Raw genomic sequence first — 12,399 nt, 5'->3', positions numbered from 1 at the left:
GAAACACCACTCCACCGGACTCTACTATGGTCCTGTAGAAAAGTTTTTGTACTTACCTGGAACCAAGTGGAGTCCGGTGGCGTCCCACCGGTGTGCGGCAAGGGCCGCGCAAGGCAGTTTCGACAACGACCGCGTCGCTCGCGGGCGGCGCGTCGGGGGTGAGTGCCATGTTGACGATCGTTGTACTCGGTGGGTTCGGCCTGGTGCTGGTGGTCGCAGCCTTCATCGTGACCGAAGTTCTGGCCGGTCTTCGGCCGTCCCAGATCCCCACCGGCACGGAAGAAAAGACCGCGGGACGAGTGATCCGGGTGCGTGGCCCGGTCCGCGGCCAACTGCAGAGCGGTGCCCCGGCGATCTACACCGAGGTCATCGTCGAGTACTACACCCGCCGGGGTGAGGGACCGTACGAGGTCGCTCGCAAGTTCCCGGTCGGGAGCAGGATTACTTACGCCAAGGGTGACCGGGTGATCGTCGCGTACGACGTCCGGACCCCGCGCCGGGCTCGCCTGGCCGGCCGGGTCAGCCACTGGCCGGCCCTGGGCCTGCCTTCCGCGGCCTGACGGTTCACCTGCTTGAGCCTCCTCTCCGGCTCAAGCAGGCAGATGGGGGGCGAGCAGGTTGTACAGCACCGGCCGGCCCTGATCCAGAACGTACTCCGCCTCGTCCGCGGACAGCCGGTCCGCCAGGTGCGCGAGCGCCTCGCCCATCGTGATGCTGAGCGTCACCGCCAGCCGGAAGTCCCGCGAGTCGCGGGCGCCGAACCGCACCGCCAGCAGTTCCGCGAACTCGCCGGCGTGCTGGTCGTCGAACTCGCCCGGCTTCGCCTCCAGCTCCGGATCGCCGAGCCCGCTGAGCACGACCGCCTTGAAGCCCGGGTCGGTCCGGTGCATCTCCCGGAACGTCTCCAGCGTGACGTCGACCGCCGCACGCCAGCTGGTCACGTCCGCCAGCCGCTCGCGGACCGCGTCGGTGTAGCGCGCCTGGTTCCGCCGCTCGATCGCCTGGATCAGGCTGCGCTTGTCCGGGAAGTACCGGTATACGCTGCCGACCGCGATCTCGGCCCGTTTCGCGATCCCGCTCGTCGACGCCGCGTCGTACCCGCGCTCGACCACCTCGGCGCAGGCCGCGTCCAGGATCCGCTCGACCTGCCGGCTGGCCCGGTCCTGGGTCGGCGTCCGGCGCAGCGGATAGGCCCCCGAAGTCACCATTCACTCATTGTCCACGCATCAGGGGACAACGTTGCCACCTCTTTGTGACAGATTGCCGACAGTTGCTCACGAGGAGGGGAACTTCGTATGCGCATCAACAAATCCGCCGTCGTCGGCCTCGCGTCCGTCGCGCTGGCCGCCTCCGGGGTCGCCGGTACGACGCTCAGCCGGGACCACTCGAGCGAGAGCGGCGGTGGTCTGCGTTTCAACCAGGTGCAGATGATCGGGTCGCACAACTCGTACCACCGCGAGCTCAGCCCGGCCGAGCAGAAGGTCCAGCAGGCCCAGAACCCGGGATCGGTCGACCTCTGGTACTCGCACGCGCCGATCACCCAGCAGTTGGAGGACCAGAACGTCCGCACCCTCGAGCTCGACCTGCTGCCGGACCCGGACGGCGGCCTCTACACCTACCCGCTGATCCGGAAGCTGATCGGGCAGGGGCCGCTCACCGATCCCGCCATGGCGCAGCCGGGGATCAAGGTCATGCACATCCCGGACTTCGACTACAACACCACCTGCGACACCTTCGTGCGCTGCCTGCAGCAGGTGAAGTCCTGGTCGGACCAGCACCCGAACCACGTGCCGATCACGATCAACCTCGAGCTCAAGCAGTCCGACCCGAAGGTGGTCGCGGCCGGCGGCGTGCAGTCCCCGCCGTGGGACGCCCCGAACCTCGAAGGCGTCGACCGCGAGATCCGGTCGGTGTTCTCCGAGCAGGACCTGCTGACGCCGGACGACGTCCGCAAGCCCGGCCTGACGCTGGAGCAGTCGGTGCTGACCAAGGGCTGGCCGAAGCTCGACGACGTCCGCGGCCAGGTGCTGTTCTACTTCGACAACGGCGGCCCGGGCGCGCTCCGCGACCTGTACCGGACCGGTCACCAGAACCTCGAGGGCCGGGCGGTCTTCACCCGCGGTCCCGAAGGTGAGCCGGACGCCGCGATCACGCAGGTGAACGACCCGCGGGGCGCGAACCAGGCCGAGATCCAGCGGCTGGTCGCGAAGGGGTACCTGATCCGGACCCGGTCCGACGAGCCGATGGCGACGATCCGGGACAAGGACTACAGCCGGCTCGGCATCGCCCTGGCCAGCGGCGCGCAGGTGGTGACGACCGACTGGCCGGTCGCCGGCATGGCCGCGCGGTACGACAGCGACTTCGTCGCCAAGCTGCCCGGGCACACCGCCGTACGATGCAATCCGGTGACGGCGCCGACCTGGTGCCGCGGAGACGTCGCGGGAAGGTGACCTGAGCATGTCGGAGCACGTGGTCGATGTCAGCTGGAGCCGTGGTGGGCACGAGTTCACCTACGACACCTACGACCGCGACCACGAGTGGCGCTTCGACGGCGGTGTCACGGTGCCGGGCTCGGCGAACCCGAAGTACCTGGGGAACCCCGGCCCGGTCGACCCGGAGGAGGCATTCGTGGCGGCGATCTCGTCCTGCCACATGCTCACCTTCCTGGCGATCGCGGCCCGCAAGCGGCTGGTCGTCGACGCGTACGACGACCACGCGGTCGGGGTGATGGCGCCCGGACCCACCGGGCGGCTGGCGATCACACAGGTGACGCTGCACCCGAAGATCGTCTGGAACGGCGCCGGCCCGGACGCCGCCACGCTCGAGCGGATGCACGGGCTGGCGCACCGCGAGTGCTTCATCGCGAATTCCGTGACCACCGAGATCACAGTTGCCGGCTGACGGATCAAAGAAGAAGAGAAGAAGCAGAGGGTTATTCAGAAGGTGGGATGACCTGAAGACAGGAAAAGGTAAGAGATATATAGGGTGGTTGGCCTGGTGAGAGTTGGCCGATCGGCCGCCGGTTCGGCGTGGCAGATACACATCGACCATCGCGGTAGAAGAGTTGGAGTTACCAGGCTCTAGAACTTCATGCAGGTGGGTCGATGCGGTATGACTCTCCACTCGGAAGAAAACACCCGCCGGCCGGCCTGAGCCTCGCGCAAACGGCGTCAGGACGGTCGGCGGGTGGTGTGGTGCACCTCTGTGGCGGTGCACCGGTAACGGATCCGGGGGCGCTTCGCACTGGGGCGCCTCTGCGTTTGTGTGCGACGTCCGTGCGGTCTGGCTCGGTGGGCAAGACCGTCCGGGTGCGCCACCCGGGTCCGTTCGTCCGGCTGGCGCCTTACTGCTCGGCGGCGGCGTCGGTCCGGTCGTCGGGGGTCCGGGCCAGGAGGTCCTCGAGCTCACGGACCTGCTCGGTGGCCATCGTGGTCATCAGTCGGTGGATCGTCATGCCGGTGAGACGCCCCCGCCCGGAAGGTATGACGGGAATCCGCGTTGTGACCTGAGTCACTACGTCTCGTCGAGCCCGTCCAGGCGCAGCGGGACCAGGGTGCGGGCCTCGTCGTACGACGTGCCGGTCAGCTCGAGCAGGTCGATGATCGTCGAGCGGAGCTGGCCCAGCACGACGACCGCGGACAGGCCGGTCGGCAGCGGCAGGTCCGCCGTACGCCGGCCCAGCTCGCCCAGCACCCGGTGCGCGGCCACGTCCGCGGCCGGCTCGAACAGCGACTCGCCGATCAGGCGGGTACCGTCGGCGAGGCGCTCGAGGAGCATCGGGTACTCGGCGGGCATGGCCTCGTCGCGCCACACCGACACCGCGCAGCGGCGGACCAGCACCCGGGTGTTCCGGATCGCGCGGTCCAGCGGTACGACGAGATCGGCGATCTCCTGGACCCGCCCGCGGTGCCGGCGGCGGAACGGGGACAGCCGCACGACCGCGACCCCTTCGTCGGCGGCGCTGCGCAGGTCGTCCAGCCGGGACTCGCTGGCCCGCGCCCGGCGGAGCGCGTCGGTGATCGCCTCCTCGTCGCGGGTCCGCAGACCGTCGGCGGTCTCGACCAGGATCTCGGCCAGCTCGTTCAGCACTCCGGACGCCTGCTGCCGCGGGCGCCGGATCGCCGCCGCGGGCGCGATCGTGGCGGCGGCCAGCGCGACCAGTCCGCCGAGCGCCGCGTCCTGCCAGCGGCTGAAGGCGGCGCCGGGATTGGGCAGCAGCGTCGTGACGATCGCGGCCTGGACACCCGCCTGGGTGGTCATCAGGTTGCCGGCGCCGAGCAGGACGGCGATGCTCATCGCGAGCGCGATCACGAAGATCAGCTGCAGCACCCCGGTCCCGAAGACCTGGACGAACAGGTCGCCGACGCCGACACCGACCGCCACGCCGACCATCACCTCGGCGACCCGGCGCAGGCGCTGACCGAAGCTGAAACCGAGGCAGACCATCGCGGCCACCGGCGCGAAGAACGGCTGCTTGTGACCGACGACATAACGCGCGAGGGCCCAGGCGACGCCGGCCGCGAGCGCGCACTGGGCGATGAAGAACACCCGGCTGCGCCAGCGCTCGATCCGGCGGTCGATCGAGGCGCGCGACCGCCGCGCGGCCTGCGGCGCGATGTCGTCGCGCAGCTCCCGCAACTGGTCCAACGTCAGCCTGACCGGATCCACGCGCCCCATTCTGCGGGATGTGAGCGGCCAGCTTGATTCACCCGTGCTGTGGGGGCCAATGTTGCCTCATGACCGAGAACAACCGTGAGGACTACGGCAGCTACTCCGTCGACGACGAGGACCAGCTGCAGGCGGAGGACACGCTCGACGACCGGGGCGTGGCGGATCTGCTCGACGAGGGGTACTCGCCGCCGGAGAAGTGGTCCGCGGGCGAAGGCTTCGGGACGACCGCGGACGAGGCGCTGCAGGGCGAGTCCCTGGACCAGCGGATCGCCCAGGAGGTCCCGGACGTCGACCCGTACGCCGAGGACGGCGAGGACGTCGGCGGCCCGCAGGTCGGCACGGAACGCTCCGGTCGCCTGGTCGCCTCGGACGAGGGCGCGCACAGCGACGACGACAGCGAGCTGTACGCCGAGGACGTCGGCATCGACGGCGCCGCCGCCGGCGCGGAGGAGGCGGCCGTGCACGTCGTCGACGACGAGGACGACTTCGAGCTCGAGGACGACGACGAGCAGGACCTGGAGAACTACCGCGACGTCGACCTCGGCGACGTCGGCGACCTGGAGGACTGACCGCCGCGGGTCAGCGGCGAGTGACCGAGACCTCCGCGCCGTGCCGCGGGACCAGTGTGACGTTCTTGGCCTGTGGTGGCTCCGGCCTGGGGTGCGGCGCGTGGAAGTCGTACGCGGCCAGGGCGGCGCGGAGGATCTCGGTGCCTTCCATCAGCGAGAAACCGGCGCCGATACAGCGCCGGGCGCCGCCGCCGAACGGGATCCAGGTGCCGGGCGCCGGCGGGTCGTCGGACAGGAAGCGCTGCGGACGGAACTCCCGCGGCAGCGGGAAGTGCTCGCCGTCGCGGTGGACGAGGCCGATCGCGGCCATGATCGTCGTACCGCGCGGGAGCCGGTAGCCGGCGATGTCCGCGGTCTCGGTCAGCCGCCGGCCGACCTGGTAGACGACCGGGTGCAGCCGCATCGCCTCCTTGACGATCGCTTCCAGTTCGTCGTCGGCCCCGGCGTCGGCGGCGCGCTGCCCGAACTCCAGCTCGGCCGGCCGCCGGGCCAGCTCGTGGAACGTCCAGGCCAGCGCGGTCGCCGTCGTCTCGTGCCCGGCCAGCAGCAGGGTCACCAGCTGGTCGCGCAGCTCCACGTCCGACCAGTTGCCGGCGGCAAGCAAGCGCGAGAGGACGTCGGTCCGGCCGGCGAAGGTCTCGCGGCGCGCGGCGATCTCGTCGTACAGGATCTCGTCGACCTGCCGCTGTGTGTCCAGGTAGGTCTTCCAGGGCCGGACACGGAGCAGTTGCGGGTAGAAGCCGCCCAGCATGATCACCGGCGACACGGACACGATCTTGTCCATCAGCGGGCGCAGCGTGTTCAGCCGGTCGACGTCGGTGACACCGAAGATCACCTGCAGGATGATCTCCAGTGTCAGGTTCCGCATCCGCTGATGCACCTTGAACGGCTGGCCGACCGGCCATCTCGCCACCTCGGCGCGGGCGAGCTCGAGCACCATCGCGGCGTACCCGCGCAGCGCCGGCCCGGAGAAGGCCGGCATCAGCTGCTTGCGCATCCGGACGTGGTCCTCGTCGTCGAGCAGCAGCAGCGAGTGCGAGCCCATGATCGGTTCGAGCACCGTGTTCCCCTCGCCGGCGTGCATCACCGACGGCGGGCTGCCGAACACCTCCCGGATGTGCTCCGGGCGGCTCAGGACGACGCAGACGCGGCTCGACGGCACCAGGCGGATCGTGAACACGTCGCCGTACCTGTCCCGCATCCGGGGAAAGAACGTCCTGCGGTGACTCGCGAACAGCACGGTCTGCGCGAGCGTCGGCAGCTTCGGGCCGGGTGGCAGCGTGCGGGCGGTCTGACGGTCGAGCGTCCGGGAACCGAGCAAGGGTGTCGGAGCCATGCTTTTCACGCTACGTCAGCCGGGTGAACGCCGGGCATCGAACGTGACAATCGCCGCGGCCGCCCACTGAGTCGGGAAAGGGGAAGGCCCGCCCAGGGGGGATTGGGCGGGCCTTCGGGTGGGGTGGGCCAGGCCTCCGGGGTGGGGGGAGGGGTGGAGGCCTGGGACCCCGGTCGTGGGTCAGGAACGCTTGAAGCGGAGGGTGAGGATCTGGAAGGGGCGGAGTTCGAAGGTGACTCCGTTGTCCGTCAGGTCCCGGTCCGCCAGGTGGCGCTCGAGGAGGTCGACCTCGGTGACGGAGGCCGCCGGGAACGACGGGGTGACCGTCGCGCGGGAGCGGCCGCCGCTGGATTCGTAGAGGCGGACGACGACGTCGCCGGACTGGTCGTCGGCGAGCTTGAGCGCCTCCACGATCACGTTGTCGTTGTCGACGGCAACGATCGGCTCGACGCCGGCCGCACCGGTGACGAGACGCTCCGGCAGGTTGATCCGGTAGCCCTCCTCGATCGCCTCGCCGATCCCGGCGCCGACCACCAGCGCGTGGTTCACCACGTGCACGCCCTGGTCGGTCTGCGGGTCGGGGAACCGCGGCGCGCGGATCAGCGACGTCCGGATGGTGGTCGTGGTGCCACCGTCCTCGCGCGCGGTCCGGTTGATGTCGTGCCCGTACGTCGAGTCGTTGACCACGGCGACGCCGTACCCCGGCTCGCCGACGTGCACCCAGCGGTGCGCCGCGATCTCGAACTTCGCCGCGTCCCACGAGGTGTTCTGGTGGGTCGGCCGGAAGATGTGCCCGAACTGCGTCTCGGACGCCGACCGGTCGGCGTGCACATCGACCGGGTACGCCGCCTTGAGGAACTTCTCCGTCTCGTGCCAGTCCATCTCGGTCTCGATGTCGACCCGCTTGGTGCCCGGGCTGACCCGCAGCGTCTGGGTGACGACGGACCGGCCGAAGGACCGCTTCACGACCACGGTCGCCTCGCCGTCGGCGGTGCTGAAGTCGACGCTGTCGACCTCGGTCACGTCCCGGACGTTGTTCTTGTAGAACGAGTCGACGTCCCACGCGTCCCAGTGGTTCGGGGTGTCCACGTGCAGCTGCAGAAGGTTGCCCGCGGCACCTGGTGCGATGACCTCGCGCTGCGCCTCGACGTCGTACAGCGAGGTGATCAGGCCGCGCTCGTCGACGGTGACCCGGATCAGGCCGTTGTCGATCACGCCGTTCTCGACCGTGACCGCCTGGCCGGAGGCGACCGCGGTACCCGCGCCGAGACCGGCGATGCCGTTGCGGCCGTGCGGCGCGGCGTTGAAGACGATCTGCTCCGAGCCCTCGCCGGCCAGCGCGTGCTGCGCCCGGGAGATGATCGCGTCCAGCTCGTCGGCGATCTTCGCGTACGTCCGCTCGGCCTCGCGGTGCACCCACGAGATCGAGGAGCCCGGCAGGATGTCGTGGAACTGGTGCAGCAGCGCGACCTTCCACAGCCGGTCGAGGTCCTCGTACGGGTACGCGTCGAGCTTGCCCGCGACGACCGCCGCGGCGCTCCAGAGCTCGGCCTCGCGGAGCAGGTGCTCGGTCCGCCGGTTGCCCTGCTTGGTCTTGGCCTGCGACGTGTACGTCGCCCGGTGGATCTCCAGGTAGAGCTCACCGGACCAGACCGGCGCGTGCTCGCGGTACTCCTCCTCGGCGGCGCTGAAGAACTCCGTCGGCGACTCGATCGTCACCTGCGGGGAGGACTCCAGGTTCGCCACCCGGCGCGCGGTCGCGACGAACTCGCGGGTGGGGCCGCCACCGCCGTCGCCGTACCCGAACGGGACCAGCGAGCGGGTCGCGGCGCCGTTCTCCTGGAAGTTCCGCTGCGCGTGCGCCAGCTCGCGACCGGACAGGTCGGAGTTGTAGGTGTCGATCGGCGGGAAATGGGTGAACACCCGGGTCCCGTCCAGGCCCTCCCACCAGAACGTGTGGTGCGGGAACTTGTTCTCCTTGTTCCAGGAGATCTTCTGGGTCAGGAACCACTTCGAGCCGGACAGCTTCACCAGCTGCGGCAGCGCCGCGGTGTAGCCGAACGAGTCCGGCAGCCAGACCTCCTGGGTGTCGATCCCGTACTCGTCCAGGAAGAACTTCTTGCCGTGCACGAACTGCCGGGCCAGCGCCTCGCTGCCGGGCAGGTTGGTGTCGGACTCGACCCACATGCCGCCCACCGGGACGATGTGGCCCTCGGCGACGGCCTTCTTCAGCCGCTCCCAGACCTCCGGGTAGTTGTCCTTCACCCAGGCGTGCTGCTGGGCCTGCGAGAACGCGAAGACCAGCTCCGGGTACTCCTCGGCCAGAGTGGCGACGTTGGACACCGTCCGGGCCACCTTGCGGCGGGTCTCCCGCAGCGGCCACAGCCAGGCGGAGTCGATGTGCGCGTGGCCGACCGCCGACAGCTGGTGCGCGCTGGCGTGCGCGGGCCGGCTCAGGACCTCGGTCAGCTGGGCGCGGGCGTCCGCGGCGGTGCCGGCCACGTCCTCGTAGTTCAGCGCGTCCAGCGAGCGGCTGAGCGCGCGCAGGATCTCCCGGCGGCGCGGGTCCTGCAGCGACAGCTCGCGCTGCAGGCCGTCGAGCGCCTCGAGGTCCAGGATCAGGTCCCAGACCTCGGCGTTGAACACGGCCAGGTCGGCGCGGGTCAGCTGGTAGATCGGCGTCTCACCGAGCTTGGCGCCGATGTCGACCTTCGCGTAGGCGTTGTCGAGCGGGATCTCCGGGTTCGCGGCGCCCTCGACGTAGAACTCGATCCGGTCGCCGGGCGAGGCCGCCGTACCGTCCGGGCCGAGGATCGACAGCGGCGCGTAGGTCTGCCGCGGGTGCAGGCCCTTCAGTGGGCGGCCGCCGGTGGTGTGCACCAGGCCCTCCGCGGAGAAGCCGGGGCCGCCGCTGAAGCCGAGGTCGATGACCGCCTCGATCTCCTGGCCGGCCCACTCGGCCGGCACCTGGCCGCTGAACTTGAACCACGCGGTGCCCCAGGCCGGACCCCACGGCAGGCCGATCTCGGCCTTCTCGTAGGTCTGGGCGAGCGCCTCGGCGGGGGACACCGGCTCACCGGGTGCGTGCCACACCTCGATGTCCAGCGGGACCGCCGCGCCGTAGATCGCGGGGCGGAGTCGCTCCCGCAGGGCGCGCTTGAGCCGCTCCTCGATGAGTTGACGGTCGTCGTGCACGAAATCAGCCTCCGGGAAAGGTTCCTCACGCGGCCGACGCGGCCGCAGATGACAACGCTGTCACACCGACCCCGGATGCGTCCAGACGCAGTTTGTCTCTCGCTGTGTGGAATCTGTGCGGCATCCGTGCGGCATCTCTGTGCGTAGCGGTTGGGTTGCGGGCCGCCGACACGGCTACCCGCAAGGCCTCATTGTTGTCTAGGTTGTCCTGCATGGATCGCCCCCGCCTGCCGGCCCCCGCCCGGATGACGCGGCGCAGCGTGCTCGGCCTCGGTGCCGCCGCCGCGTCCGGACTGCTGCTCCCCGGCTGCTCACGCGGCCGCGCGGACGAGCCGGCGCCGTCGGAGGCCGGTATCTTCACGACCGGCAACCAGGACGGCGTCTACAACCTGTTCGGGACGGCGCTCAGCGCCCTGGTGAGCGAAGTCACCGGGATGGAGCTGAAGCCGGTCGTCAGCGACGGGTCGGTCGACAACCTGATCAAGGTCGCCAGCCGCAAGGCCGACCTCGGCTTCTGTACGTCGGACTCCGCGCTGGCGGCCTACGAGGGGACCGGTGAGTTCAGCACCGGTCCGCTGCGGTTCTCGGCCCTGGCCCGGGTGTACGACAACTACGTGCACGTCGTCGTGCCGATGGCGTCGAAGGCGAAGAGCCTGGACGACCTGTTCCCGAGCAAGGACAACCCGACGCGGAAGATGGTCGTCGGCGTCGGCCCGAAGGACTCCGGGACCGAGATCGTCGCGAACCTGATCCTGGACAAGGCCAGGGCCGACGTGATCGGGAAGAACCCGACGCTCGACCCGGCCACGGTCGACGTGGTCCGGAAGAACCTGTCACTGGGGCAGATGGTCGCCGCGGTGCAACCGAAGCCCAATGCCGCCAAGGGTTCGCTCGACGCGTTCATCTGGAGCGGCGGGGTGCCGACCGATCCGATCGCCAAGCTGCAGAAGACCATCGGGTTCCGGCTGCTGGACATCGGCGGTGTCGCGGAGGCGATCGCGCTGAAGGAGTTCGGCGGGTTCATGGTGTCGGCGATCCCGCCGTCGCAGTACGGGCTGGCCAGCTCGGTGCCGACGCTGGCGATCCCGAACTACCTGATCGCGAAGCCGAACCTGTCGGACTCGTGGGCCTGGTGGACGGTCAACACCCTGTTCCGCCGTCAGAACGACCTGATCCCGAAACACCCCGAGGCAGGCGCGCTGGACCCCCGCTCGGCGATCGCCACCATGCCGGTTCCGCTGCACCCCGCCGCCGAGCGCTGGTACCGGCAGAACCACATCTAAGCGTCGTAGTCGTCGATCAGGGGGACGCGGACCTCGATCACGAGGCCGCCGCCGATCGGGGGGCGGGCGACGACGCGGCCGCCGACGCGGGCCGCCTCGGAGCGGACGATCGCCAGGCCGAGGCCGGTGCCCGGCATCTCCCGGTGGTGCGCGCTGCGCCAGAACCGCTCGCCGACCTTCTTCAGGTCCCGCGAGCCGAGCCCCAGGCCGTGGTCGCGGACCGACATCACCACTTCGGTGCCGTCCCGGGTGACCGAGACCTCCACCGGCGGTGCGCCGTACTTCGACGCGTTGTCGAGCAGGACGTCGAGGATGTCGTCGACCTCGAGCTCCGGGGCGACCCCGCCCGGCACCATCTCGCCGACGATCAGCTCCAGGTCGTCGGCGGCGTACACGGCCTTCCAGCCGACCAGGCGCTCCTTGACCGCCTGGGCCAGGTCCAGCGGCTCTTCGTTGCCCTCGGCATCGGCCGACGGGCGGTCCGAGCCGGCCAGCCGGGACAGCCGCTGGACGATCCGGCCGAGCCGGTCGATGTCGCTGAGCGCGAACCGCGCGGTCGGCGACAGCCGGGACAAGCCCTCGATGTGGATCCGGGCCGACGTCAGCGGCGTGCGCAGCTGGTGCGATGCGTCCGCGACGAACTCACGCTCACGCTGCCGCGCCTGGTGCAGGCTCAGCGCCATCGAGTTGAAGCTGTCGCCCAGCCGGCGGAGCTCTGGTGCGCGTCCGTCGGTCGACACCCGGGTGTCGAGTGCGCCGCGGGTGATCTGGTGGGTGGCGTTGTCGAGGTCCTGCAGCGGCCGCAGCACCCAGCGGGTGATCGGCCGGACGATACCGATGATGATCGCGCCGATGCTGATCAGCAGGCCGCCGAGGAGCAGCAGCAGGCCGCTCTGCACCTGGTCACGGGCCTTGTCGGTCGGCACCCGCAGGACGGCGGCGCCGAGCACGCTGCCGTTGTTGACGACCGGGCGGGACACGACCATCTCGCCGGAGCGCCACGGCCACAGCGGCGGCGGCTCGGCCGGCAGCCGGCCGGCCAGCGTGCTGTGCAGCGCGGCCGAGATGTCGTCCTCCTTGACGTCCACACCGGACACCGAGGTGGCCACGACGCGGGAGTCGACGTCGACGACGAAGACCGGGGTGTTGTAGAGCTCCTGGTAGCGGACCGCGAGCTCGCGCAGGTTCGCGATGTCGCCGGTCTGCAACGGCGACTCGGCCATCGCGGCGAACCAGTCGGCGTCGTTGCTGCGGGACAGGAAGAGCGTGCGCGACGTGCTCGTGGCGATGAAGTTCGCCAGCGGGATCACGGCGACGATCGCCAGCGCGACGACCATCGGAACGA

General features: G+C 70.2%; 10 protein-coding genes. 5 read left to right on the top strand and 5 right to left on the bottom strand.

Annotated features, from left to right (window positions below):
- Positions 1 to 167 precede the first annotated feature (167 nt).
- On the top strand, positions 168 to 560 hold the full coding sequence (locus ABZW60_RS06105) for a DUF3592 domain-containing protein (protein WP_238151433.1): 393 nt from the start codon (positions 168 to 170) through the stop codon (positions 558 to 560).
- A gap of 30 nt (positions 561 to 590) precedes the next feature.
- Here ABZW60_RS06105 and ABZW60_RS06100 read toward each other — a convergent pair whose 3' ends face one another.
- Positions 591 to 1,208: a TetR/AcrR family transcriptional regulator gene (locus ABZW60_RS06100; protein ID WP_355474560.1), complete on the bottom strand. Its 618-nt coding sequence runs from the start codon at positions 1,206 to 1,208 to the stop codon at positions 591 to 593.
- An 87-nt stretch (positions 1,209 to 1,295) separates the two neighbouring features.
- Here ABZW60_RS06100 and ABZW60_RS06095 point away from each other — a divergent pair, with 87 nt between their 5' ends.
- On the top strand, positions 1,296 to 2,450 hold the full coding sequence (locus ABZW60_RS06095; RefSeq protein WP_355474558.1) for a phosphatidylinositol-specific phospholipase C1-like protein: 1,155 nt from the start codon (positions 1,296 to 1,298) through the stop codon (positions 2,448 to 2,450).
- A gap of 7 nt (positions 2,451 to 2,457) precedes the next feature.
- The gene (locus ABZW60_RS06090) at positions 2,458 to 2,901 is read left to right on the top strand and encodes an OsmC family protein (RefSeq protein ID WP_355474556.1); all 444 of its coding nucleotides are present in this window, start codon (positions 2,458 to 2,460) and stop codon (positions 2,899 to 2,901) included.
- A 612-nt stretch (positions 2,902 to 3,513) separates the two neighbouring features.
- On the opposite strand, the gene ABZW60_RS06085 is transcribed toward ABZW60_RS06090, so the two are convergent.
- Positions 3,514 to 4,668 carry an FUSC family protein gene (locus ABZW60_RS06085; RefSeq protein ID WP_355474554.1) on the bottom strand — a complete coding sequence of 385 codons (1,155 nt, stop codon included), beginning with the start codon at positions 4,666 to 4,668 and terminating at the stop codon, positions 3,514 to 3,516.
- 68 nt (positions 4,669 to 4,736) lie between these two features.
- On the opposite strand from ABZW60_RS06085, the gene ABZW60_RS06080 reads away from it, so the two are divergent.
- Positions 4,737 to 5,240: a DUF5709 domain-containing protein gene (locus tag ABZW60_RS06080; RefSeq protein ID WP_355474552.1), complete on the top strand. Its 504-nt coding sequence runs from the start codon at positions 4,737 to 4,739 to the stop codon at positions 5,238 to 5,240.
- A 10-nt stretch (positions 5,241 to 5,250) separates the two neighbouring features.
- Here ABZW60_RS06080 and ABZW60_RS06075 read toward each other — a convergent pair whose 3' ends face one another.
- On the bottom strand, positions 5,251 to 6,576 hold the full coding sequence (locus tag ABZW60_RS06075) for a cytochrome P450 (protein WP_355474550.1): 1,326 nt from the start codon (positions 6,574 to 6,576) through the stop codon (positions 5,251 to 5,253).
- Between the two features lie 180 nt (positions 6,577 to 6,756).
- Positions 6,757 to 9,771: a glycoside hydrolase family 38 C-terminal domain-containing protein gene (locus ABZW60_RS06070; protein WP_355474548.1), complete on the bottom strand. Its 3,015-nt coding sequence runs from the start codon at positions 9,769 to 9,771 to the stop codon at positions 6,757 to 6,759.
- A gap of 212 nt (positions 9,772 to 9,983) precedes the next feature.
- On the opposite strand from ABZW60_RS06070, the gene ABZW60_RS06065 reads away from it, so the two are divergent.
- Positions 9,984 to 11,054 carry a TAXI family TRAP transporter solute-binding subunit gene (locus ABZW60_RS06065; protein WP_355474547.1) on the top strand — a complete coding sequence of 357 codons (1,071 nt, stop codon included), beginning with the start codon at positions 9,984 to 9,986 and terminating at the stop codon, positions 11,052 to 11,054.
- On the opposite strand, the gene ABZW60_RS06060 is transcribed toward ABZW60_RS06065, so the two are convergent.
- Positions 11,051 to 12,391, bottom strand: coding sequence for a HAMP domain-containing sensor histidine kinase (locus ABZW60_RS06060; RefSeq protein ID WP_355474545.1), 1,341 nt, complete (start codon positions 12,389 to 12,391; stop codon positions 11,051 to 11,053). The two genes, ABZW60_RS06065 and ABZW60_RS06060, sit on opposite strands and share 4 nt — an antisense overlap.
- Positions 12,392 to 12,399 lie beyond the last annotated feature (8 nt).

It is taken from the genome of Kribbella sp. NPDC003557 (assembly GCF_040610805.1).
Classification (GTDB): domain Bacteria; phylum Actinomycetota; class Actinomycetes; order Propionibacteriales; family Kribbellaceae; genus Kribbella.
This window is presented reverse-complemented; position numbering and strand designations above follow the sequence as displayed.